The following is a 24,026-nucleotide window of genomic DNA, read 5'->3' as shown; positions in this document are numbered from 1 at the left end:
CATGCCATGAATGCCAGCGATGTGAGCATGATCTCCACGGCGGTCGACTACGATCCGTTTGCCGATGCCGCACTCGCGCGTGTCGTGCCCGCGACGGCATCGCAGCGCGAGATATGGCTGGCCGCGAAACTCGAGCAGGAAGCCTCGCTCGCCTATAACGAATCGGTGTCGATACGGCTATCCGGCGAGCTGGACGTTGCCGCCCTGCAGGCAGCGCTGCAAGGCGTGGTCGATCGGCATGAAGCACTGCGTGCCACCTTAAGCGCAGACGGCAACGAGCTTTGCATCGCCACCCACCTGGCGCTGGACTGCGTCGTCAACGATCTGTCCGGGCTGGATGAAACCGCACGCAACGGAAAAATGTCCGCCGCGCTCAACCTGGCCGTCGGTACGCCGTTCGATCTGGAGCACGGCCCGCTGGTGCGCGCCCATCTGCTTAAGCTTGGCGCACACGAACACTTGCTCATCTTTACGGCGCACCACATCGTCTGCGATGGCTGGTCGTTCGGCGTGATCGTGCGTGATCTCGCCGCGTTGTACGCGCAACAGCTGGGTCAAGGCGAAGGCCCCACGCCGGCGGACGCCTTCACGGACTACGCCGTCGCCGAAACGGCACGCGCACACACCGATGGCGGCCACGACGACGAGCAGTACTGGCTGAGCCGATTCAGTGGCGCATTGCCGTCACTGGATCTTCCCACCGACAGCGCGCGCCGCCGTCATCGCAGCTTTGCCTCGCAACGCGAAGACCGCACGCTGGATGCCGCCCTGATCGCCGACATCAAGCGCATGGGAGCGAAGCGCGGCGCGAGCTTCTATGCGACGCTGCTGGCCGCCTTCAGCGCCCTGCTGCATCGGTTGACCGTCCAGGACGATGTGGTCGTCGGCATTCCCAGCGCCGGACAAGCGATCGACGGGCGGCAGCATCTGGTCGGCCATTGCGTCAACGTGCTGCCATTGCGCACCGCGATCGACGCGCAAGCTTCGTTCGCCACCGTGCTCGACCAATGTCGTGGCGATCTGCTCGATGCATTCGAACATCGGCAATACACGCTCGGCAGCTTGCTTGCGCGATTGGCGATGCCGCGCGATCCAGGCCGGCTACCGTTGGTCAGCGTGCTGTTCAACCTGGATCAGGCACTGGACGAACGTACCGTCTCCTTCCCCGGCCTGCGTTTCGAATTCTCCGGAAACGCGCGTGCATTCGAAAATTTCGAGCTATTCGTCAATGCGGTGCAAGTCGGCGATGGCCTGCGATTGGAATGCCAATACAACAGCGACCTGTTCCGTGGCGAAACGATCCAGTGCTGGCTCGATGCATACGAAACCCTGCTGCGCCGTGCCGTCGCAACACCCGAGGCAGCCGTGCAGGAACTCGACCTGCTGTCAGAAGCTGCGCAGCGCGGCATCGCGACGCTGCAGCCGGCCAGCACGCCGTATCCGGAGCAAAGGCTCGCACACGACTATTTTGAGCAACAGGTTGACCGCGTCCCGCACAACGCCGCGGTACGGCATGGCGCAAGGCAGCTGAGCTATGCCCAGTTGGACGCCCGCGCCAATCAGCTCGCGCGGGTCCTGCGCGATCGCGGCGTCGGTCGCGGCAAACTGGTCGGCATTGCGCTGGCGCGCAAGGTGGACATGCTGGCGGCCGTACTCGCCGTGCTCAAGGCCGGTGCCGGCTATGTGCCGCTCGATCCGCAGTTTCCCGCCGACCGCCTGGCGTTCATGGCCGAAGATGCTGCCCTGGCCATGCTCATCGTCGATGACATCGCGCCACCCGCTTTTGAATTCCCTGCTTCGCGTGTGCTGTCACTGAAGCGCGATGCACATGAGATCGAATTGGCTTTCGCCACGCGCTTGCCGCGCGACGGCTCGGAAGCAACGCCCGACTCCGTGGCCTATGTCATTTTCACGTCCGGCTCGACCGGACGGCCCAAGGGCGTGCGCGTCCCGCATCGCACGACATCGAATTTCCTCACCAGCATGCAAGGCGTGCCGGGCATCGCTGAAGATGATCGGCTGGTTGCCGTCACGACGCTGTCGTTCGATATCGCCTTCATGGAATTGATGCTGCCGTTGAGCGTTGGCGCCGAGGTCGTCATTGCCGATCGTGACGACGTCCGCGACGGCGCCGCCCTGCGCAAGCTGGTGGAGCAAAGCGGCGCAACCATGATGCAGGCCACCCCTTCCGGCTGGCGCATCCTGATCGAGGCAGGCTGGCAAGGGCGCGAACGTTTTCGCGCCGTATCCGGCGGCGAGCCGCTGGCGGTCGATCTTGCCGAAGCGCTGCTGCAGCGCTGCAGCGACGTCTGGAACGGCTACGGCCCCACCGAAACCACGGTCTATTCGACGTATTGGCGGGTCGACCATCCGCGCTCCGGCATTTTCATCGGCCGTCCGATCGCCAATACCCAGGTGCACATCCTGGACGAGCGACGCGCGCCCTGCCCGCTGGGCGTGCCGGGTGAAATCTACATTGGCGGCGCCGGCGTCACGCTGGGCTATTTGAATCGCCCCGAGCTCGATGCCGAACGTTTCCTGCCCGACCCGTTCGCAGGACGGAACGACGCACGCATGTATCGCACCGGCGACCGTGGCCGCTGGCTGTCCAACGGCATGCTCGAACATCTGGGACGGCTGGACTTCCAGGTGAAGGTGCGTGGCTATCGCATCGAACTGGGCGAAATCGAAGCCGTGCTTGCCGATGTACCCGAGGTCGACCGCGCCGTCGTGATGGCACGCGAGGACCGTCCGGGCGACGTCCGGCTCGTCGCTTACGTCGTGCTGCGCGAAGACGCGGATTTCGACGAAACGACGCTGCGTGACCGGCTCAAGCAGCGCCTGCCGGACTACATGCTGCCGCAGCACATCATCCCGCTCAGTGCGATCCCACTGCTGCCGAACGGCAAGACCGATCGCAAGGCATTGCCCGCGCCGCAAATACATTCGGTCGCGTCGGAAACGGCGCGCATCGCACCACGCAACGACGACGAGCGCCGCGTGGCGGCGGCCATGGAAAGTGTTTTGTCGCTGCCGGATCTCGACGTACGCGACGACTTCTTCGCCCTCGGCGGCCATTCCTTGCTGGCAGCGCAGCTCACCGCCCGCTTGAACCGCGAGTTCGGCATCACCTTGTCGTTCCGCACCTTGTTCGATGCACCGACAATTGCCGCGCTTGCCGCGGCGATCCAGGCACAGGTAGCCAGCGGGGCTACGCCTGCCGCACAACCCATCGCCCAGCGCGCGGATCAAAGCCGCGCACCGCTGTCGCTGATGCAGAGCCGCTTGTGGTCGCTGGAAGAACTGCAACCCGGTCGCGTGACGTATAACGCACCCTCCGCGCATCGCTTGCGCGGTCATCTCGACGAGGCGGCATTCCAGCTTGCGCTGCAAGCTTTGATACAGCGCCAACCGATCTTGCGCACGGCGTTCCGCCGCGATGGCCATGGCGTCGAGCAGATCGTCGCCGCCTACCTCGACGTGCCGCTGTTCCCCGCCGAAGACCTTTCCGGCGTGGCGGAGAGCGAGCGGGAATCCGAGCTGATGAAGCGCCTGCAGGCGCTTACCGATACGCCGTTCGATCTCACCCAGGCGCCGCTGTTCAGTGCTCGCATGTTCCGCCTGGGCGACGACGACCACGTATTTTTCTTCATGCCCCACCACATCATCTGGGATGGCTGGTCGTTCGACATTCTGTATGCCGAACTGTCGTCGTTGTATCGGGCGTTCACGGAAGGCGCGCCATCGCCGCTGGCGCCGCTGCCTGTCAGCTACGGCGATTTCGCCGTCTGGCATACGCAATGGCTGGAGGGGCCGCAGTTCCAGACACAGCTTGCGTACTGGCGCGAGCGCCTGGCGAAGATGGCGGACATTCGCGCCTTGCCCACCGATCAGCCGAGGCGGCCGGGCATGTCCGGCATCGGCCGTACCGAATGGATCCGTGTGCCCAAGCAGGCGACCGATGCGATGCACGACGTCGCGCGCGCCGCCGATGCCACGCTCAACATGACCTTGCTGGCGCTGTATTACGTATTGCTCAGCGGCATGGCCGGCGAGAGCGATCTGGTGGTCGGCACGCCGGTGCGTGCGCGCAACCAGACCGAAGTCGAATCGGTGATGGGTTATTTCAATAATCTGTTGCCGTTACACATCCATGTTGATACGGCGCTTTCGTTTATCGATTTCGTTCGTTACGTCAAATGCGCGGCGATCGAAAGCTTCGGCCATCCGGATGTACCGCTGGAATACCTGCAACGGGAGTTGCGCGTTGGCGCCGGCAGTGGCGCGGTGCTCTACCAGGCGCTGTTTTCGTTCCAGGATGCGCGGCAACGCATCGTCGACTGGGGCGGGCTGGCGCACGAACAAATCCTGCTGTTCCAGAGCGGCGCCACGGAAGACCTGGGCCTGTGGTTCCTGGAGAGCAACAAGGGCATGGTCGGTGGCGTCACCTATAACGCCGACATTCTGCAAGCCGAAACAGCTCGCCTGCTGCGTGATCGCTACCTGGCCATGATGGCGCGCGTCAGCGGGGACCCGCGGCAACGCATCAGCTCGCTCACCGCCATCGGCGATGCCGAGCTGGCGCAGGAGCAGGCCTGGAACGCAACGTCCGTAGCCGTGAATCTGCCGAACAGCGTGCCGGCCATGTTCGAACGGCAAGCCGACCGAGCACCGGAAAAAACGGCGCTGACCTTCGGCAGCTGGGGGACGCGCTACCTGGATATCGAGCAACGCGCCAACCGTATCGCCCATTGCCTGCGTGCACGCGGCGCAAGCACCGGCACGGTCATCGGGCTTTGCGCGGAGCCCGGGATTAACCGATTGGCCGGCATGCTGGGAATCCTCAAGGCCGGCAGCGTCTGCGTGCTGCTGGATGCCACCGATCCGGCCGCACGCCTGAAGGAGATCATTGCCGATGCGCGCATCAGTCTGCTGGTCGGCGACAGCGCGCTGGAGAGCGCACTGCAATGGCCACGCGCGCAAGCCTTGTGGTTCGACGCGGACACGGTCGAGATCATCGGTGCCGCGAGCGATCGCAGCGCGTTGGCGATGCAAGACGTCGGCGACCATGTCGCGATCGTCGCCTACGTGCCCGATGCTGACGGCCGGCCCTGCGGCGCGGGATTTACGCATCGTGCGATCGCCAATGCGTTGCACGGGTTGCAGGATTCGCTCGCCTTGTCGGCAGACGACCGCATCCTTGCGACAGCCTCACCCGCGACGAGCGACGCCATCATCGAAAACCTGCTGCCGATGGCGCTTGGTGCCGAATTGATTCTTGCCGGCCAACGCGAGGCACGCGATGGCGAAGCCCTGATCAAATTGACGCAGAACCATCAGGCAAGCCTGATGTTCGCCGCCCCCGACGCGTGGCAGTCGATGCTTTCTACGAACTGGACGGGCCGCATGGCCATGAAGACTGTTTGCATCGATGGCCGGCCCACGCCCGAGCTGGCGGTAAAACTGGCCGAATGCTGCGCCGGCATCTGGAATGTATCGGGCTCCGCCGATGGTGCACTGGCGATGTCCTGCGGTCGCATCGAACGGCCGGCAGAAAGTCTGCACAGTGGCCGGCCACTCGCAAATACCGCCGTCTGGATTCTCGATGGCCAGCAGCAGCCTTGCCCGATCGGTGCCATCGGCGAAATCCACGTTGGCGGCGTATCGCTCAGCCAACCATTCGGCATGCGTGCTACAGCGCATGACCATGGCGCCGTGACGGCGTCCATCATGTCGGCGGACATGCGCTTGCAACGCACGCACCGCCGCGGACGGTGGCTGGTGAGCGGCAACATCCAGGAAATGGGCCGCACCGACCGCCGTGAGCGCATTCACGGCCGGGAGGCCGACCTGGCGACCACCGAAGCCGAACTGCTCAGCCAGCCCTGGGTCAGTCGTGCCGTCGCCGTAGCGCGCATGAATCAGCTTGGCGGCGCGCACATCGATGCCTATGTCGTTGCCGCCCCCGGGCATGCGCTTGATGCCAACCGGCTGGTGGCTGACCTGGCTGCCGCGCTACCTGCGCACGAAGTACCGCAGCACCTGATGTTCCTCGATGCCTTGCCCTTGATGGCCAACGGCGAGGTGGACACCGCCGCGCTGCCATTGCCGGCCGAGTCATCGGGCGACGACAGCATCGAGGACAGCGCCACGCAACCAAAGACCGCCAATGAGCAGCTGCTTGCCAGCCTGTGGAAAGAACTGCTTGGCATCGCACGCGTTCGCACCAGCGACAACTTCTTCGACATCGGCGGTCACTCGCTGATGGCGGTCGACATGGCCGCGCGCGTACAACGCCAGACCGGCATGTCGCTGAACCTGCTGGACATCGCCAACGGCACGCTCGGAACGCTGGCGGCAGGATTATCCGAAAGTGTGGCCAAGGAGCCGCCGCGCGCAACGCTCGGCTCACGCCTGGGTCATTGGTTCGGGCGCCGCTGACATGAGCATCGGTCCGGGGGGAACCGATACGAGGATCCGGGCCACGGCCGGCGGGCCGTCGCGTGCATGGCGATCGATCGCGTGCACGCCCAGCCGCCGCTGCGCCGGGCACGTCTTTTTCACCGTCGTCGCGCGCGCATCCGCGCGATGCGCTCACCACTGAGGACTCCATCCATGTTGGCTCAGGAAGAAGGTCATGGCAGGGCATCCGGTATCCGTGGGCGGATGGCAGAACTGTGCTACAGCACCGGCGCACTGCATCCCTTGCAGCGCGTGCGCTCATGGTGGCAAAAAGATCTACGCATCCTGGCCTATCACCGGGTGATGCCGCTTCCCGATGCGGCCACGTTCGACTTCGATCTGGAATTGATCAGCACGACGCCGGAGCGCTTCCGCGCGCAGATGCTGCACGTGAAGCAACACTTCGTTCCGCTGCGCCTCAGCGACATCGCCGCCGCATTGAACACGGGTGCCACGCTGCCGCCGGATGCCGTGGCGATCACCTTCGACGATGGCTACGACGACAATTACCGCATCGCCTACCCCATCCTGCGCGAACTGAATATTCCGGCGACATTCTTCGTCTCGACCGGCCACATCGATACCGGCAAGCCATTCGGGTACGACTGGCTTGTGCACATGATCCTGCTTACCCGCGCACCGCGCCTGGTACTTCCGGAAATAGACATGGATGTACCCATGCCGGGCGATCGCGATCTGCGGCGTTCGCTCGCGGGCACGGTGTTGAAGAACATGAAAAGCATCGATGCCATGGAACAGGAAGCGATGATTGCGCGCCTGGAGAACGAGTGGCAGATGCCAAGCAACGTGCGGCCCGAAGATTGCCGCCCGATGACCTGGGACCAGGTCCGCGACATGCACGCCGCGGGCTTCGAGATCGGCTCGCATGGCGTGTATCACCGCATGCTGGCCAAGCTGCAGCGCGGGCGGATGGAGCACGAAGTGCGTCAATCCAAAGCGACGCTGGATCGCGAGCTTGGCGCTCCCGCCACCTTGATGTCCTATCCGGTCGGTGGCGATCGGGCCTTCGACAAGGCGGTCATGGACGCCACGCGCGATGCCGGTTTCCAGTTGGCCGTCTGCTACATCTGCGGCACCAATCCGCGGCCCGCATCCAACCGCTATGCGCTTCGCCGCCTTCCGGTCGAACGCATGATGGGTCCCGGCTGGTTCGCCGCCATGCTGACGTTGCCGAGCCTGGTCAGTTATCCCACCGCCAACCACGAATCGACGCACGAGCAGGTCCACGCCTGATGTTTCCGTTGATCCTTCTCTATCTGGTGCTGACCATCATCCGCCCGCAGGAATACATGGCGGCCTTTGTCGGCATACCGATTCTGCCGGTGGTGCTGATCGCGGCCTTTCTGTGCTGGCTGGCTTCGAACGCCAAGACGTTCGCGGCGCCACAATTCGTCATCCTGCCCATCTTTCTGCTGGTGCTGATGATCTCCGTGGTCGTCAATGGCTGGTTCGGCGGCGCGTTGGACCAATTCGAAAAATTCGGCCCCATCGCCATCGCCTTCTTCGTTTTCGCCGCGGCGTGCAATACGCAGCAGCGCGTGAAGATCGCGATGGCCGTATTCGTTCTCTGCTCGGTGGTTTTGGCCATACACGGCATACAACAAGCCAGAACCGGCATGGGCTGGACGGGAGTGCCGATTTCGGAAGACGGACGGATCCAATACATCGGCATTTTCAATGATCCCAACGACCTGGGCCTGCTGTTCGCCACCGCGCTTCCCATGTCGGTTTATCTCAGCACGCTGCGTGGGTTGATGCTGCGCCTGTTCTGGCTGGCGTGTGCGGCGCTGCTGTTCTATGGCACGTATCTCACCAACTCGCGCGGCGCGCTCCTCGCCGTGCTGGTCGTGGCGGGCGTGTATGTCTGGTACCGGCGAGGTTTCATCACTGCCGGCACCTTGGGCGTCGTCGGCCTGGCATGCATGAAACTGCTGTCGTCCCGCATGGAGGATCTGGACCCGGATGAAGAATCGGCATCCGGCCGCGTGAATGCATGGTACGAAGGCCTGCACATGTTTCTGTCCCACCCGGTATTCGGTGTGGGCGCGGGTAATTTCACCGAGTACAACGACCTCACCGCGCACAACTCCTTCGTGCTGGTGCTGGCCGAGACGGGTTTTGTCGGCTACATGCTGTGGCTGGCTTTTGTCGGCTACAGCTTCTGGATGATGCTGACCGTGCTGCGCCACAAGCCCGACGACATCGATGACCCGGCGCGCGCCAAGGCATGGCAGAGCGAACAGCGCATGGCGCTGACCTTGCTGCTATCGCTATGCGGCCTGTTTTCGGCGGCTTTTTTCCTCAGCCGAAGCTATACGGTGGTGATGTATCTCTTAGCTGCCATGGTGGTGGGCTACTACGTCAGCGCGCGGCAACGCTTTCCTGGCCTGCGCCTGTTCAAGCTGGCAAGCAACGGTTGGCTCTGGTTTTCGGCATCGGCTGGCAGCATCGCCGGGTTTTTCGTGCTGGTTGCCGTGCTGCTGCGAGTCTCCACATGAACAGCCTGTATGAAGCAGCCTTTCGGCGCGTGCTGTTTCCAGCCTACGAGACGGGCTTGAGACGCCGCCGCACCCTGGCCTATCTCGACGGCTATCGGCGCGATCAGTGGCTGGCGCCAGAACAGATCGCCGCCTTGCAATGGGAACGGTTGCAGCAACTGCTCGAACATTGCTACCGCGAGGTGCCCTACTACCGCAGGCGGTGGCGCGAACTGGGCATCGCGCCCAGGGACATTCGCAATCTCGACGACTATGCAAACCTTCCGACACTGAGCAAGGCCGATATCCGCGAACATTTCGACGAGCTCAAAGCCGACTCCTGGCGCGATCGCTTGTTATACAAAGCGACCGGCGGCTCGACCGGTGAACCGATGCGTTTCGGCTTTACGCGCGAAAGCAACGACCGCCGAACGGCGGTGATGTGGCGCGGCTACGAATGGGCCGGTTCGCGCATGGGACGCCGCACCCTGTTCCTTTGGGGTGGACCGGTCGGTGACCCCACGCGTGCGCATCAGCTCAAAGACCGCTTCTACAACGCCGTCTTCGCACGCCGCATCCTCAACAGCTTCAAGATGACGGAAGCGAACATGGCCGAATACGCCGATGCGATCGACCGCTATCGCCCGGACATCATCGTCGCCTATGTCGGACCCCTGGTGCAGCTCGCCCAATGGCTGATCGCCAGCGGCCGCAAAATCTGGCAGCCGCACGCCATCATCGGCGGTGCCGAGGCGATGCACGTCTTCCAGCGCGATGCGATCCAGCAAGCCTTCATGGCGCCCGCCTTCAACACCTATGGCTGTCGCGAGTTCATGTTGATCGCCGCCGAGTGCGAGCAGCGCCATGGCCTGCACGTCAACAGCGATCATCTGGTGGTGGAGTTGCAGACGCCGCAAGGTGCCGCCAAAGACGGCCAGACCGGCGATGTCGTCATCACCGACCTTTTCAACTACGGCATGCCGTTCGTGCGCTACGCCAACGGTGACATGGCGACAGCGTCCACCGCGCGTTGCGCCTGTGGGCGTGGCTTGCCGTTGCTGACGCGTGTCGATGGCCGCGTCCTCGATGCGATTCGCACGCCGAGCGGGCACGTGCTGCCGGGCGAATTCTTTCCGCACATGCTCAAGGACGTCCCTGGCTTGCAGCGTTTCCAATTGGTGCAGCGCCGGCTTGATCGCCTCGATCTGTCCATCGTGCGTGGCGCCGGTTTCGATGATGCCTCGCTGGCATACATACGTCGCGAGGTCGACAAGGTGCTCGGCGACAGTGTGCAGCTGCATTGCCACTTCGTCGACGATATTCCGCTCACGCATAGCGGAAAACGGCGTGTCACGGTATCGGAGCTGACGCCGTGAACATCACCCACTTCGTCGAAAGCCTGGATCGCGGCGGCCTCGAGCGCATGGTGCTGGAGCTGGTCAAATACCAGCACCGGCAAGGGCATCGCTGCCAGGTCGTGTGCCTGTATTCGTCCGGCTCGCTGGCCCATGAGCTGGACGAGCTGGGCATTGCGGTGAAGGTGTGTGAAAAACGCCAGGGACTGGACCTGACGGCGCTGGCGCGCGCGCGCCGGATGGTGAGCACGCATGCCACGGAAGTGCTGCATACCCACAATGCGGTCGCGCATTACCAGGCCGTGCTCGCCACCTGCGGCCTTCCCATGCGACAGGTGATCAACACGCGCCACGGCATGGGCGTGAATCGCCGCGCGCGGCGGCGGGAATGGCTGTATCGGCGTGCGCTGGCACGCACCAACACGGTGGTCACGGTGTGCGAAGCGGCGCGCAGCGACGCGATCAGGCGCGGCATCATCCCGTCCTCGAAAGCGTGCGTGGTACCCAACGGCATTCGTGTGGAAGCGTTCGAGACCGCATCGTCGTCGGCGCGTAACCGGGTCGTACGCCTGCTGGATCTGCCTGAGCAGACCCGGATCATCGGCACCGTCGGCCGCTTGAACTGGACCAAGGACCAGCTTGGCCTCATCCGCGCCTTCAAGCAGGTGCACGAACACGAAGCCGATACCGCCCTGGTCTTGATCGGCGACGGCGAACTTCGCGCCTCCCTGCAACAAAGCGCGCGCGACGAAGGTGTCGCCGATTGCGTGCATTTTCTTGGCGACCGCAGCGATGTGCGCGAATGGTTGCAGGGCCTGGATATGTTCGTGCTTTCGTCGCTGAGCGAGGGCTATTCGATGGCCTTGCTGGAAGCGAGCGCCGTCGCACTGCCCATCATCGCCACCGACGTCGGCGGCAACGGCGAGATCGTGCATGACGGCATCACCGGCAGCTTGGTGCCGGCGGCAAATCCGGCGGCACTCGCCGACGCCATGCTGGCGCTTTTGCGGGAACCGCAACGTGCCCTGGCACTGGGCCAGGCGGCTCGCGCATGGGTGGAACGTTACGGATCACTGGAAACGATGGCGATGCGTTACGCCCAGCTTTACGACGGCACCGAAGGTTACCAAGGCAGCGAACTTTACCAAGGCTTTAGGGACGGCCAAATCCGATGAAAGTATTGATCCTGACCAATTTGTTTCCAACGCCCTGGGATCCGCTGCGCGGCGCGTTCAATCGCCAGCAGTTCGAGCGCCTGGGACAGCTGCATCATGTGGACGTCATCACCGCGATCGACTTCCGCGAACGGCTCGGCGACCGCCGCGGCGAGGTGAACGCCCGTCATCTGCACACCGATCACTTCGTCTTCGTGTTTCCTCCCCGCATCGGCCGTTCGCTGCATGCGATCTGCTGGCTTTTATCGTTGCTGTGGCAACGTGGCCGCCAGATACGGCGCGCCCACTACGACTGCATGCTGGTCAGCTGGGCCTATCCCGATGGCGCTGCCGTAGGCTGGCTGGCGCGCTGGCTGGGCATTCCCTATGTGGTCAAAGTGCACGGGAGCGATCTCAATGTGCAGGCCAATCATCTGTTGCAGCGGCCGCAGATTCGCTCGGCACTGAAGGGTGCGGCGGGCGTCGTCGCGGTCAGTCGCGCATTGGCGACCAAAGCCATCGGATTGGGCACGCAGCCAGCCCACGTGCATGTGCTTTACAACGGCGTCGACACATCCATTTTCCATGCCGAAACGCGTGCCGAATCGCGCGCCAAACTCGGCCTTTCCACCTATACGCCGCTGCTGTTGTTCGTCGGCAATTTGAAAGCGTCCAAGGGTTGCCTCGACTTGCTCGAAGCCTTCCCGGCGTTGCTCGCCGTACAACCCCTGGCTCGCTTGATCTACGTCGGCACGGGTGCGGCACGCGCCGCGCTGCTTGAACGCGCCCAGGCGCTGGGCTGCCTCGACCACGTCGAATTGGCCGGCGCGGTCGCGCATGACGAATTGGGCGACTGGTTCCGCTCCGCCGATGTGCTGTGCCTGCCCAGCCATAACGAGGGCGTGCCGAATGTCGTGCTCGAAGCGATGGCGTGCGGCACACCGGTAGTCGCCAGCCACGTCGGCGGTATTCCGGAAGTGGTGCCCTACTACGGCGGCATCCTGGTGCCGCCCCGTGTGCGGCAAGCGCTATCCACCGCACTGATCGAAGCCAGCGCGCGGCGCTGGAACCACAAGCGCATCGCAGCGCACGCCCGCCGTTTTCGCTGGGAGGACAACATCCGCCAGCTGGACGCCATCCTGCACGACGCCGTCGAATCATCCGCCGCTGCCGGTGCGTCCGCATGAACATGAGACCAAGAAAACACCAGTGGCTGGGCCTGCTGCCGGATGCCTTGGTGCAGACCAAGGGTTCGCGTCACGACCATCTCCGCTATCTCACTTTCGATGACGGCCCCGATCCAACCTATACGCCACCGCTACTGGATCTGCTGGCCAGGCATGGCGTGAAAGCGAGCTTTTTCCTGGTGGGACAAAAGATCGAGCGCCACCCCAAGCTGGTCGAGCGCATCGTCGCCGAAGGGCACATGGTGGGCAATCATTCTTATAGCCATTGGTCGTTCAAACGCATGACGACCCGCAAGAAGCTCGACGAAATCAACAGCACCGATGTCTTGCTGAGCGCCTTCGACGGGCGTCCTCACCATCGCATGCGGCCACCGCACGGTTACATCGGCGCGGATCTGCTGTGCTACTTCGCCATGCACCGGCGCAGCTTTGTCTACTGGTCTTACGACAGTCTCGATTATCAGGACCGGCCTGCGCATGTCATGGTCGACCGGCTGCGCGCAGACCCACCCTCCCCCGGCGATATCGTCTTGATGCACGACGACAGCGACCGCGCCCGCGACGCGCTCACCGTGATGCTGCCAGAATGGCTGTCCGACGGATACGCCTTTCACGCGTTGCCGCAGGAGGCGCGATGAAAATTCTGTATCACCATCGCACTCGCGGGCGCCATGTCGAAGGCGTGCATATTCGCGGCATCGTGCACGCCTTGCGCGCCTTGGGGCACGAGGTGTCGGTCCTTTCGTTTCCCGGTGCCGATCCCGAACACGAATCGACCACGCAAGGTGCTTCGAAACGCAGCCAGATCGCCGCCGCCATCACTCGATTGCCGGGCGTGTTGTTCGAATGCCTGGAGCTTGCTTACAACGTCGTCACTCTTTTTCGCGTCGGCGCGGCGATCCGCAAGCAACAGCCGCAGTTGATCTACGAACGCTATTCACTGTTCCTGTTTGCGACGGTCTGGCTGGCCCGGCGGCGCGGCATTCCGTTGGTGCTGGAGATCAACGATTCGGCCTTGGTCGAGCGCGTGCGGCCGTTGCGCTTGAAAGGCCTGGCGCGGCGCATCGAGGGATGGTGCCTGCGTCACTGCACGGGACTCGTGTTCATATCGAGCTATTTTCGCGACCAGGCGCAAACTGCCTATGGCCGGATTGCGCCGTCCGTCATCTCGCCCAATGCGGTCGATCTGTCCCGCTTCGATCCTTCGCGTTTCGATGCGGCCGCATTGCGCGCCGAACGCGGGTTGGCCGGTCGCATGGTCTGCGGCCATATCGGCGTGTTCGCGCATTGGCATGGTGTCGATGCGTTTGTCGAAGCCATCGCCGCACGCATGGATGAAGCACCGCAACTGGCGCTGGTGTTTGTCGGTGACGGGCGGACCTTGCCCGCCGTGCGTGCACTCGTCGCCGAACGCGGATTGTCCGACCGCGTGCTGCTGCCCGGCCGGGTAGCGCACGATGAGATCGCCAGCTGGATTGCCTGCATGGATTACGCCGTGCTGCCCAACTCCAATCACTACGGCTCGCCGATGAAACTGTTCGAGCTGATGGGCATGGGTGTCGCGGTGGTCGCGCCCGATTACGCGCCGGTCGCCGAGGTGATCAGCGATGGCGCTACCGGCTGGCTGTTTCCACGCGGCGAGATCGCCGCATGCGTGCAACGCGTGCTGGACCTGGCCGCGCAACCGAACGAACACCGGCGCGTGGGTGATGCCGCGCGCCGCTATATCCAGCACGAGCGCCAATGGCGCAACAACGCCGAGCAACTGCTTACTCTCATGCCCGGCGGCCACGCCGTGATGGGCGGGCAAAGCATGCTTGAAGGAGCCCATTGATGTGGACGATCACGCTACTGACCGCACTTGCCCTGCTGCTGATGCTGGCAGTTGCCATCACCTTGGCGATACGCGCGCGCCATATGCAAATCTGGCTGGGAAGCTATATCCGGCGCCGACGGCCGCGCGTGACCGGCAAGCCGGTCCATGTGATGTTCTGCTTTGTTGATCACTTTGAACCGGCCTGGGGCAAGGCCGACCTGGCCACCCAACGCGCACGCGTGGATCGCTGGTGCCGCGACTACCGCAAACTGGCCAGCACCCATCGCGACGCCGATGGACGGCCGCCGCAGCACACTTTCTTCTATCCCGAAGAAGAATACCTCGAGGAACATCTGCAAAAGCTGGCGTCGTTGTGCGCGGACGGTTATGGCGAAATCGAGGTTCACCTGCATCACGACAATGACACGCCCGATAATTTCCGCGCCACCATCGATCGTTTCAACAAGGTGTTGCACGAGCGGCACAACGCACTGCCGCGCGACCCCAAAACCGGCCGATTGCGCTTCGGCTTTATCCACGGCAACTGGTGCCTGGACAACTCGCGCGCAGACGGACGCTGGTGCGGCATCAACAACGAGCTGATCCTGCTGCGCGAGCTGGGCTGCTACGCCGACTTCACCCTGCCCTCCGCGCCGAGCGAAACACAAACGCGCATGATCAACGCGATTTACTACGCGACGGACGATCCCGCGCGGCCCAAGTCGCACGACACGGGTGAGCATGTCCGCGTCGGGGGCAAGCCAAGCGGCGACCTTCTGATCGTGCAAGGACCGCTGGGATTGAACTGGCGCAGCCGGCGCTTCGGCATCATGCCGCGCATCGAGAATGCCGACGTTCGCCACGCCTGCCCACCGACGCCGGAACGGGTCGATGCATGGGTCAACACCGGCGTGCATGTCGAAGGACGCCCCGAGTGGGTGTTCGTCAAGATACATACGCACGGCACGCAAGAGCGCGACATGGATACGCTGCTCGGCGCCGCCACCGAGCGCATGCACCGCTATCTGGAAGACACTTACAACGACGGCAAACGTTACGTGTTGCATTACGTCACCGCGCGCGAGGTCTACAACATCATCAAGGCCGCGGAAGCAGGCATGACCGGCAATCCGCACGACTACCGCGACTACGAGCTGCCGCCACCCGGCGCGCTGGTCGCCGCCCACGCACAGACTGCGTGAGGTAACGGCATGAGCAGCGATCTGGTCAGCGTCATCATGCCGGTCTACAACGCCGACGCATGGCTGCAGCGGGCGATCGATTCGGTACTCGCACAACGTCACGCCCATCTGGAATTGATCGCCGTCGACGATGGTTCAAGCGACCGGTCGCCATACATGCTCGACACGTATGCAGCAGCCGACGCGCGCGTGCACGTGCTGCGGCAACCCTCCAACGGTGGCGTCGCCGCTGCCCGCAACGCCGGCATCGCCGCTGCGCGTGGCGACTACGTTTCGTTTCTCGACGCTGACGACTGGTGGCATCCAGCCAAACTCGAGCGCCAACTGGCCAGCATGCGCAAGAGCGGCGCGTTGATCAGCTACGCCTCGTATTGGCGCGTCGCCGAAGACAGCCGCGTGTTGAACCAGGTGACGCCACCGCCACAGGTGAACTGGCAAGACATGCTCGCCAGCAACTTCATCGGCAACCTGACCGGCATGTATGCACGGCGGCTTGGTGACGTACCGTTTCAGCGCATTGGCCATGAGGACTATGTGTTCTGGCTGGAACAGGTCCGGCGCGCCGGCCAAGCCATGCGGGTGGAATCGCCCGAACCGTTGGCCTGGTACCTGGTACGCGAACGATCGCTATCGGCCAATAAACTGCGTGCCGCATCATGGCAATGGGAGATTTATCGCAGCGTTGCGAAATTGGGGATGATGCAGTCGGCGTTCTGCATGGCGCGGTATGTGCAGCATGCGGTGATCAAGCGGAGGAACGTTCGCATATGACAGGCGTATTCTCACCCCAGCCTTCAATCTTGCCTTGTCGTCATTCCGGCGAAGGCCGAGGAGCTTTACAACAGCGAAGCTGGTCAATCCATGCTTCATACTTGCGATAGATTTCGACCTTTAGTGGAATGACGTCGCGAGTGGTCGATGCAACAAGGGGCGCGCAAGCATTTGAGCCAAACTGCTCTAGAAGGAGCAGGCGAATAATACGGCGCACAGGGACCGTAATCATGTCAACCTTCATTTATATCGCAAAGAGTTGCGTGTCTTTTGGAGTCTCCGACCGAGCCCAAATACCCTCACGTTCCACCACTCACTAGAATAAGCTCAATCTGAATGTGGGACTGGCTTGTAGCAGCTTGACGCGCCCTCTCATTATTGTTCTCATCATGACGACGCGCCTGCCACGTCGGAGCGGGTAACGGACAGGGGAACAACGGATGGTTATCAGTCGAGCAGCGTTTTGCATTTGGTGCATGCTGGCATTTTTAGCGAGCGGTGTGCTCCACGCGCAGCAAAGTGGCGCAGTCACTTACGTATATACCGACCCCCAAGGCACTCCGTTGGCGGAAGCGGATGCCAATGGCAACATTACCGCCACGTATGACTACACCCCATACGGAACGACGGCGTTGGGTACGCCACCGAAAGGGCCAGGATACACGGGGCACGTCAATGACCCGGAAACGAATCTGGTCTATATGCAGCATCGCTATTACGACCCCGTTACCGGCCATTTCCTGAGTGTAGATCCGATCGCGACGGTGCCGGGAAATGCGTTCAGCTTCAATCGGTACGACTACGTCAACAACAACCCGATCAATCACACCGATCCGGACGGACGCTGTGCTGATGGCGTCACTTGCGATCAGATGGTGCAGTCCTATGGAAAGTGGGCCGCTGCTAATCCGGCAGAAGCCGACAAGATTGGTCGTGACGTTGGGGTGCCTGGCGTTACGGCGATGCTGATAGCGTCGGGTGCAGGCGAGGTGGTCGCTGTGGTGAGGACTGCCATCACTATCAACAAGGCTTTGCAGGACTCTTCTTCCTCAGCGCCAAAGCTAACTGACGGACAGGCGAAGAATCTGGCCAGATTCGAAAAGAAGTTTTCAGCGAACAATAGAAATGTTCAGGTATCCAATGGCAAAGATGGAACAATAATCATGAAAAATGAAGTTCCAGGAAAGGTTCCTGGATCGAAAGCAGTTTACGAAAAGAGCGTAGATAGCTCCGGTAAGACTACGTCGGCGACCAAAACCACGTATGATCCAAAGGGTGAGGTCGTTCATGTAAAGGATAAGCTCAGCCAATGACTGCTTCGAAATTTTCGATTGAAACACTGCGCTCGCTCGTTTCTGCAGCCACGGTGTCCGGAAAGGATTTCGTGCTTAATCGTTCGGCGGTGATAGAAGTTCTTCAAGCATTTATCGCAGAAGCTGTAAGCAGCCAAAACGTTGCTGAGTGGGCTGATTTTTTCGACGTCAATGAGGATGTCGAACTTGAATCTGATGCGCTCCTACCAGACGTATTGTTCGAACTATCTTCCCCCGAAATCAATGGTGAGCTTGATGTGGACCGTGCAAGAAAGCTAGTTTTGATTCTCTCGAATACGAATGGAACAGACTCTTAGAAAGAGACGATAGCGATACGGTGTATTTTTCTTCAGTTCAGCGGGCTTGACTTGCACTCGAAAATGCAACGCTTGGCGGACATGCCGGATAATTGCTGGTGGAATATCGCCCATGGTTGGAAAGTAACCGAGGCGCTGAAAGCTCTTTAGCAATACTGCCAGGGATAAGCGATGGTCAGGCTGACGTGCGCAGAGGATCATAAAACGTATGCAGGATTAGAAAAGGCTCTGACAAAGGCGGTCAACGCGGTGGCCAGTTTCGGAAAGACTGCGGATATATCGTTTAAGAGTCGGGGCACGGTCTATTCATTTTCTATTTCGGGTACTTCGGTTGCCCAGAACTTGGCAGGGCGCATAATAAGCGTCGAGCCCTCTGAGTCTGGAGCTATGTATACAAACGCAATACGACCCATGTTGAACAGCTTGGCTTACAGTCTGGGCGCACGGTCGTTGGAGATGTTGAGAGGACGCAGGAGGTTGATTTTTTACACGAAGGGATTCATCGAAGTCGTGAGGAGCGGAGCGCTCTCGGATGGCGCGGGTTGTTACAGATGAGCGCCGATCAAGATGCTCATCAAGACGCTTATAACGATGCAACAAGTTCCCTTTTTGGGGCCAAGCCAATGACTGTTATGGCAATGATCCTGGCTGTTGCTAGCGCTTCGTGCTTCGATAATAACATCTATTCGATTAGTGATCTCACCTGCCCGATACGGTATGTAGATAAGGAACAAGGTTACTTTCTTGGCATAGAAAAAAATAACGCCATCATAGGCACCGCACTCCACGCCATAAAAAACCCCGCCAATGATGTGCCGCAGGTCGATGGACCAATTGAAAATTGTTCGTCCCGCACATTCAAATGCCGATCTATCGGCGGTGACTTGGTATTTGTTATCCCAACGGGCGCGAGCCATTCTGCAGAATATACAGAAGGGCCAAGAATATCCGTTCAGCGACTTGCGAATGGCGGATGGCGCGGCTCTGCAATGTGTTCAATGGCCACCAACACAGGTTGCTCACCCCATGTTGACGTGAACAAGCTCATTGAGGCTTATCAATATGACGTAAGTCCAGCGGGTGTTGTCACATCGGTAAAAATTCAGAATTGGAATGATGCCGGGAAGCTATTGAGCGCCTATAACTTGGTTCTCGTGAGTAAGATTGGGCTCAAGTTGAATTGATCCAAACCCATGTATGTTGATTTTCATGTAAGGCCGAAATCCAGTTTAAATACATAGTGCGAAGCACTCTTAACCTTTTTATGTTGAGTGCTTCGCACGGTATATTTGTACTGGATGATTCGCTTCGCTCACCCCTACGGGGCCGTCCTTCGGACGTTCTCCGCGCTTTGCGCTCCGTCCGGCGTTCGCCGGAGTAAGTATCCACCGGCAAAGCCGGTGGCTTTAAGCGATTGCGGGCCCCTCAAAGGGGCCTTTTCGCAATCGAAAATCAAGAGCCGCTGCTCGGCCAGTCTTGCTTTCTTCTCAACTCATTCAAGAGCAAAAAAAACCGAGGTCTTCCTTACTTGGGAAGCTGTTCGAAGAAATACTCCTGTAAATGTCAAACTGGTCCAGCCACCCCGGCAATGCCGGGGTTTCTTGTTTCACAATGACGAGCGGGAGTTCCCGGCGGCTGAAACACCTTCTTCTCGGCTTAAGCCAGTGCCACCGGGGCCAAAACCCGCTCCGACCTGGCACAAACAATCCACGCTTCCGTCGTCGCCAACACTTCATCCGTCTTGTCGCCAAACCGTGCGTCCACGGTCAATCGGCGATCACGCAGCAGTTGCAGCGATGAAACGTCAATCGTCGGCTCAGCCGCAAGAACGGTATGACGGGCCGATTCGAACAACGCCAGAAAATCATCATGGCGCAACCGATTCATATACATGTAGCGGTTTCCCGCATAGCGATCCCACTGTGCATCGGAATACTGCAGAAAATTGATGGGCGATATCCGCGCGTCCGAGTGTGAAAAGTGATCGGAGTAGTCCACGCGATGAACGAACAAGCCCGTGCTGCTGATGATGCGATTGCCCTCGGCAAGAATGGCAAGCAACACGTCGCGAGGAATGTGCTCGAAGACGTTGAAGGATGTATGAAAATCGATCGCGGCGGCGTCAAGACCGGTCTGCGCGGCATCGCCGGGCGCCATATAGACGATATGGCAAAGATCGAGCAGGTTTTGCAGATCCAGATCGTCCTGGCGCCGCAAATCGAGCAATGTTTCGAATCGTTTTCGAACCAGCAGCGGACCGAACAAGGCCCGCACGTCGTCAGCATGATCATCGATGTACTGCAGGCACTCTCTGGTCAGCTCATCCTTCAGATAAGGGTTCAGATCCATGGTGATGACACGCTTGGCACCCATCAGCCAATAGGCCAGCGGCGTCATGGGAACACGCCCCGTCCCTACCTCGAGAAATATTTTATTGAACGGGTCACGGCCCAGTTTTTCGATCTGGCGCCAGGTTTCGATCCCTGCCCTCAGCCGCGCCACCGGATTGATATGGCGCAGTCCGCCAAAATGGCGTTGGAGCCAATAGTAAGTGGCGTAGGACGACTCCGGCGGCAGTCGGGAAACCGCGTTCTGCAGTGTCGCTTTGGCCTTCCAATGCATGACAGGACTCCCGTGTCTGGAATCGACTAGGAAGATGCCTTGGCCGCCGGTCCGTGCAGGCTGGTCAAACCGCGCATCAGCGTGCGGCCGGGCGGACCAAGGCGGTCGGTGATCATCGTCATCACTTGATAGTCTTCTTCGTTCCAATAACCCACCACAAAACTTGCCGGCACGAAAATTCCCACGAATACCAGGCCGCCGACGATGAAGCCAAAGCGGCTGGGAATGACCGCCACACTCAGCCACGCCATGGCCGTCGCCACCAACGCGGCGGCAAACAGCCGCGCCATCGGCATCAGCGGCAAGCTGCCGCGGGTGGTTTTGCGCAAATAGAAAATGGCCAGGCTCAGCTCCGCGAAGCGGGTACCTGCATACGTGATCATGGCTCCGACCAGCCCGAAGAACGGCACCAAGGCGACGCCGAACACGGCGTTGACGGTCAAGGCGAGCACCGAGATGCGCACACGGTCGTCCTGGCGATCGACCACAATCTGGAAGGCGCCGATGCTGTTGCTGACCAAGAGCAGTCCGGCGAGCACGAGCATGGCCTCAATCGTCGGAATCGCACCGACGTAACGGTTGCCATACATCAAGGTGACGATTTCGGGCGTGGTGACCAGGCCGACACCCGCGATCACCAGGCCAGCTGCCCAGTAAAACCGCGCCGCTTCCGTAAGCAGGCGCGCAGCCTGCGCGCTGCCGTTCTTGCCGAACGACTTGGCCATGTAAGGCAGCAACGTGGTGGTCAAGCCTACCGACAACAATTCGACGGCGCCACGCGTCAGGGTTGAGGCGATCGCGAAGAAGCCGACCGCCGTCGACGTCGCGTAGGTGTTGAGCAGGAATACTTCGATCGTGCTCGACCGCAGCGAAATCAGCAATACCAGTGCAGCGGTCAGGCGGAGGTGCCGCGAAAGCCGTTTGCCGACGTCATCCGGAATCGGCCCGGCGGAAAACGGACGGCAATACCGGTGAAAGGCGAGCCGGTTGATCAGGTTCAACATCAGGCACGCCACCGCGAACAGCGCAAAGAAGGCCACCAGGCCGGCGTGCACCATGGTCGCCGCGCTGATCAGCCCGACGTTGATGACACCGGAAAGCACCGTTGCCAACGATACCGGCTCGAAGCGCTCCTGCCCTTTCTCTATCGCTACGAGCATGGCGTAGTTCGCTTTGGAAACCACGGCGACGATCACCAGTCCGCTGATCGGCCATAGCGATTGCCGCCATTCGACCGGGCGGATGATCAGCGTCGCAAGAACAAACAGCAGCACGACGACAGCCGAACTCACGTTCTGGTAGCGGCTCAACCGATAGGCGATATGCGACGCCAGATCGGGCCGGCCTGCCCCATCCGCTTCGGCGATGAACTTCGTCGATGACGTCGTCAGCGCATGATTGCTGCAAGTCATCAGCCAACTGCACAGCCACACGGTAAAAGCGTAGCGGCCGAAATCCGCCGGGCCCAGCGTGCGCGCGATCCAGATGCTGACGACCAGACCCAATGCGTACTCGACATACGTGGAAACGGATACCAGGGTGACGCTTCGCAATACCGCCAGGCGTTGCTTCATGGCGTCACCCTTGTGGCCGCTGCAGCCGGCGCTGCCGCGGCGCCGCTGCCAGGCGGCTGGCGGATCAACCACGCGACGACACCGCTGCCGCGATTGTTCCAATTGAATCGCCGCAAGGGATCGGCGGATTTTGCGCAATCGATGTTGTAGGAAGACGTCAGCGCGTCGAGCCGATGCTTCAATGCGGCGCTTTGTTGCGGATCCTTCTCGAAGTAGTAGGCCGCGGCCACCGGCAAGGCGATCTCGACCGTATGCGCATCGCTATACCAGCCGTCCGAATCCTCGATGTGCGAAAGCGCTTTCGTGTCGGCATGCGACGACGACCAGTACCACGCAATCTGGCCATCCGGACCCGAACAGGGATTGCGCCAGTCGTGTTCATAATGCAGCAGATCCGGCTTGATCCAGCCGTATTGCTCCAGGTAACGGCCAAACGCGGTGATCATGGCGGGAATGCGGGGATCGCCGGTCACCAGCCACGCGTGCCATAGGCCATCGACGATGTTTTCCGTCATCCATGGCGAGGTACCGCGAACGTCCTTCGACGGATCCCATGAGTCGTCTTCGTGAAGCCTCCAGCTGTTGCGCCAGGAGCCGTCGTTGCCCAGGCCATCCGGGTTGTCGCGCTGATGGTCGTATAGCCATCCGATGCGATCATTGACGCGTTCCAGATAGCGGCGATCGCCCGTCAATTCGTAGGCGCTGACGGTTTCCAGCAAACCCAGGCCCGTCATGCGCTCGGTGAAATGCTGCGACGGACTGGTATAAGGACCTGGCCGGTTACCCCAGCCACCGTTCTCCCACAGCGTCATCATCTTGTCGATCGTAACCAGATCGTGCTCGCTGTCATCACCGGTAAGCGCCAGCGCAAGCAAGATCGGCTCGACATAGACGTATTTCACGTCGCACGGCTTGTCGTTGTACGTCCACCCACCGGCGCAAAAGGGGCTCATGGCCAGGCCATCGCGGCGGATGTACTTCATATAAAAGTGATAACTGAGGTCGGCCGCTTGCAGGTAATCGAAACGGCCGGTGCGGATGTATGCCTTGAACAGCGTGGAAGGCCGGTCGAACAGCCATGCCGTCGGGTCGTTCACCGGCAACGGCTTGGCCCATTGAAACTGCGTTGCGACGTAATTGGCATACGCCTCATTCGGCGGCGCCGGAAACTGCGGGCCGGCAACCAGCGAGTTGCATAGCCACACCGGACTGAGCGTGGCCAAGGCGGCGGCCACCTTCAAACCCTGCACGTCGGGAACCAGCCCATTGGCGTAAGGCCATCCAGGCAGATCCCGCTGCCGCGGCTTGCCGATCGAGAAATAGAACGTCTGGGTGTCGCCGGCAAGATGCACATGAAATTGAGCACGAGCCGCGCGCACGCTGCCGTCCTTGGCGTACCACAGCAAGGTCGTATGGACGGCGGCGGGTACTTCCGCACCGCTTTCATCCAGGATGCGCAACAGGCGCGTATCGCGTAACGCACCAGGCGAAAACGGAATGCCGACGGACACCAGCACGTCGACGTCTCTGCCGGCGTTACGATGCACGACGATGCGCTGATCGGGTGTGGTGTCCGCAGGCACTGCTTCGCGCGCTGATGTACTGGGCGGAGCCGCTACGGTGTGGCGCGCAGGCGCGCAGACCGATGTGCCACTTGCCAGCATGACCGCCACGCCTACCAGAACCATGGCAACACAGCGGCAAACCGGTGCGAGCATCATTCCCCGCGCAATTCGGGCAAAACCGGACGTGGTG

The 24,026-nt window shown here is 61.2% G+C and carries 17 protein-coding genes; 13 read left to right on the top strand and 4 right to left on the bottom strand.

Translation table 11 applies throughout. The annotated features are described in order from the left end of the window. Nucleotides 1-6 precede the first annotated feature (6 nt). The 12 genes from IEX75_RS16055 (at nucleotide 7) to IEX75_RS16000 (ending at nucleotide 18,075) form a co-directional block, all read left to right on the top strand. Nucleotides 7-6,441 (top strand): non-ribosomal peptide synthetase, encoded by a 6,435-nt coding sequence (locus IEX75_RS16055; RefSeq protein ID WP_188795421.1) that lies wholly within the window; start codon nucleotides 7-9, stop codon nucleotides 6,439-6,441. A 174-nt stretch (nucleotides 6,442-6,615) separates the two neighbouring features. Further along, entirely contained in the window at nucleotides 6,616-7,716 is a 1,101-nt protein-coding gene (locus tag IEX75_RS16050; protein WP_188795419.1) for a polysaccharide deacetylase family protein, read from the top strand. Then, entirely contained in the window at nucleotides 7,716-8,981 is a 1,266-nt protein-coding gene (locus IEX75_RS16045; RefSeq protein ID WP_188795417.1) for an O-antigen ligase family protein, read from the top strand. Before IEX75_RS16050 ends, IEX75_RS16045 begins: the two co-directional genes overlap by 1 nt. After that, a complete protein-coding gene (locus IEX75_RS16040) occupies nucleotides 8,978-10,336 on the top strand; it encodes a phenylacetate--CoA ligase family protein (protein WP_188795415.1) in 1,359 nt (452 codons plus the stop codon). The genes IEX75_RS16045 and IEX75_RS16040 overlap by 4 nt, the downstream gene beginning before the upstream one ends. Continuing rightward, nucleotides 10,333-11,490 (top strand): glycosyltransferase, encoded by a 1,158-nt coding sequence (locus IEX75_RS16035; protein ID WP_188795413.1) that lies wholly within the window; start codon nucleotides 10,333-10,335, stop codon nucleotides 11,488-11,490. Before IEX75_RS16040 ends, IEX75_RS16035 begins: the two co-directional genes overlap by 4 nt. Beyond that, nucleotides 11,487-12,656 carry a glycosyltransferase gene (locus tag IEX75_RS16030; protein WP_188795411.1) on the top strand — a complete coding sequence of 390 codons (1,170 nt, stop codon included), beginning with the start codon at nucleotides 11,487-11,489 and terminating at the stop codon, nucleotides 12,654-12,656. The genes IEX75_RS16035 and IEX75_RS16030 overlap by 4 nt, the downstream gene beginning before the upstream one ends. Next, nucleotides 12,653-13,294 (top strand): polysaccharide deacetylase family protein, encoded by a 642-nt coding sequence (locus tag IEX75_RS16025; protein ID WP_188795409.1) that lies wholly within the window; start codon nucleotides 12,653-12,655, stop codon nucleotides 13,292-13,294. Before IEX75_RS16030 ends, IEX75_RS16025 begins: the two co-directional genes overlap by 4 nt. Then, entirely contained in the window at nucleotides 13,291-14,490 is a 1,200-nt protein-coding gene (locus IEX75_RS16020; RefSeq protein ID WP_188795407.1) for a glycosyltransferase family 4 protein, read from the top strand. Before IEX75_RS16025 ends, IEX75_RS16020 begins: the two co-directional genes overlap by 4 nt. Beyond that, nucleotides 14,490-15,674 carry a hypothetical protein gene (locus tag IEX75_RS16015; RefSeq protein ID WP_188795405.1) on the top strand — a complete coding sequence of 395 codons (1,185 nt, stop codon included), beginning with the start codon at nucleotides 14,490-14,492 and terminating at the stop codon, nucleotides 15,672-15,674. Before IEX75_RS16020 ends, IEX75_RS16015 begins: the two co-directional genes overlap by 1 nt. 9 nt (nucleotides 15,675-15,683) lie before the next feature. Beyond that, nucleotides 15,684-16,445 (top strand): glycosyltransferase family 2 protein, encoded by a 762-nt coding sequence (locus IEX75_RS16010; protein WP_188795402.1) that lies wholly within the window; start codon nucleotides 15,684-15,686, stop codon nucleotides 16,443-16,445. Nucleotides 16,446-16,921: 476 nt separating this feature from the next. Next, on the top strand, nucleotides 16,922-17,758 hold the full coding sequence (locus tag IEX75_RS16005) for an RHS repeat-associated core domain-containing protein (protein ID WP_188795400.1): 837 nt from the start codon (nucleotides 16,922-16,924) through the stop codon (nucleotides 17,756-17,758). Then, nucleotides 17,755-18,075, top strand: a complete 321-nt coding sequence (locus tag IEX75_RS16000) for a hypothetical protein (RefSeq protein WP_188795398.1) — start codon at nucleotides 17,755-17,757, stop codon at nucleotides 18,073-18,075. The genes IEX75_RS16005 and IEX75_RS16000 overlap by 4 nt, the downstream gene beginning before the upstream one ends. Here IEX75_RS16000 and IEX75_RS24220 read toward each other — a convergent pair. Beyond that, entirely contained in the window at nucleotides 18,034-18,276 is a 243-nt protein-coding gene (locus tag IEX75_RS24220) for a DUF4158 domain-containing protein (RefSeq protein ID WP_188795396.1), read from the bottom strand. The two genes, IEX75_RS16000 and IEX75_RS24220, sit on opposite strands and share 42 nt — an antisense overlap. A 350-nt stretch (nucleotides 18,277-18,626) precedes the next feature. Between IEX75_RS24220 and IEX75_RS15990 the strand changes: the two genes are divergently transcribed. After that, nucleotides 18,627-19,259: a hypothetical protein gene (locus tag IEX75_RS15990; RefSeq protein ID WP_188795395.1), complete on the top strand. Its 633-nt coding sequence runs from the start codon at nucleotides 18,627-18,629 to the stop codon at nucleotides 19,257-19,259. A 472-nt stretch (nucleotides 19,260-19,731) separates the two neighbouring features. Here IEX75_RS15990 and IEX75_RS15985 read toward each other — a convergent pair whose 3' ends face one another. The 3 genes from IEX75_RS15985 to IEX75_RS15975 are packed head-to-tail and all read right to left on the bottom strand — an operon-like array spanning nucleotide 19,732 to nucleotide 23,959. Next, nucleotides 19,732-20,697 (bottom strand): hypothetical protein, encoded by a 966-nt coding sequence (locus tag IEX75_RS15985; RefSeq protein WP_188795393.1) that lies wholly within the window; start codon nucleotides 20,695-20,697, stop codon nucleotides 19,732-19,734. A gap of 26 nt (nucleotides 20,698-20,723) precedes the next feature. Then, complete coding sequence (locus IEX75_RS15980; protein ID WP_188795390.1) at nucleotides 20,724-22,271, bottom strand: oligosaccharide flippase family protein; 1,548 nt, start codon at nucleotides 22,269-22,271, stop codon at nucleotides 20,724-20,726. Then, nucleotides 22,268-23,959, bottom strand: coding sequence for an AGE family epimerase/isomerase (locus IEX75_RS15975; protein WP_188795388.1), 1,692 nt, complete (start codon nucleotides 23,957-23,959; stop codon nucleotides 22,268-22,270). The genes IEX75_RS15980 and IEX75_RS15975 overlap by 4 nt, the downstream gene beginning before the upstream one ends. Between the last annotated feature and the right edge of the window lie 67 nt (nucleotides 23,960-24,026).

It is taken from the genome of Dyella nitratireducens (assembly GCF_014642835.1).
In the GTDB taxonomy this organism is placed as follows: Bacteria; Pseudomonadota; Gammaproteobacteria; order Xanthomonadales; family Rhodanobacteraceae; genus Dyella_B; species Dyella_B nitratireducens.
This window is presented reverse-complemented; position numbering and strand designations above follow the sequence as displayed.

Coding starts and splice junctions, on each gene's coding strand:
- IEX75_RS16055 (WP_188795421.1), top strand. CDS start 7: ATGAATGCCAGCGATGTGAGCATGATCTCCACGGCGGTCGACTACGAT.
- IEX75_RS16050 (WP_188795419.1), top strand. CDS start 6,616: ATGTTGGCTCAGGAAGAAGGTCATGGCAGGGCATCCGGTATCCGTGGG.
- IEX75_RS16045 (WP_188795417.1), top strand. CDS start 7,716: ATGTTTCCGTTGATCCTTCTCTATCTGGTGCTGACCATCATCCGCCCG.
- IEX75_RS16040 (WP_188795415.1), top strand. CDS start 8,978: ATGAACAGCCTGTATGAAGCAGCCTTTCGGCGCGTGCTGTTTCCAGCC.
- IEX75_RS16030 (WP_188795411.1), top strand. CDS start 11,487: ATGAAAGTATTGATCCTGACCAATTTGTTTCCAACGCCCTGGGATCCG.
- IEX75_RS16025 (WP_188795409.1), top strand. CDS start 12,653: ATGAACATGAGACCAAGAAAACACCAGTGGCTGGGCCTGCTGCCGGAT.
- IEX75_RS16020 (WP_188795407.1), top strand. CDS start 13,291: ATGAAAATTCTGTATCACCATCGCACTCGCGGGCGCCATGTCGAAGGC.
- IEX75_RS16015 (WP_188795405.1), top strand. CDS start 14,490: ATGTGGACGATCACGCTACTGACCGCACTTGCCCTGCTGCTGATGCTG.
- IEX75_RS16010 (WP_188795402.1), top strand. CDS start 15,684: ATGAGCAGCGATCTGGTCAGCGTCATCATGCCGGTCTACAACGCCGAC.
- IEX75_RS16005 (WP_188795400.1), top strand. CDS start 16,922: ATGCTGGCATTTTTAGCGAGCGGTGTGCTCCACGCGCAGCAAAGTGGC.
- IEX75_RS16000 (WP_188795398.1), top strand. CDS start 17,755: ATGACTGCTTCGAAATTTTCGATTGAAACACTGCGCTCGCTCGTTTCT.
- IEX75_RS24220 (WP_188795396.1), bottom strand. CDS start 18,276: ATGATCCTCTGCGCACGTCAGCCTGACCATCGCTTATCCCTGGCAGTA.
- IEX75_RS15990 (WP_188795395.1), top strand. CDS start 18,627: ATGAGCGCCGATCAAGATGCTCATCAAGACGCTTATAACGATGCAACA.
- IEX75_RS15985 (WP_188795393.1), bottom strand. CDS start 20,697: ATGCATTGGAAGGCCAAAGCGACACTGCAGAACGCGGTTTCCCGACTG.
- IEX75_RS15980 (WP_188795390.1), bottom strand. CDS start 22,271: ATGAAGCAACGCCTGGCGGTATTGCGAAGCGTCACCCTGGTATCCGTT.
- IEX75_RS15975 (WP_188795388.1), bottom strand. CDS start 23,959: ATGGTTCTGGTAGGCGTGGCGGTCATGCTGGCAAGTGGCACATCGGTC.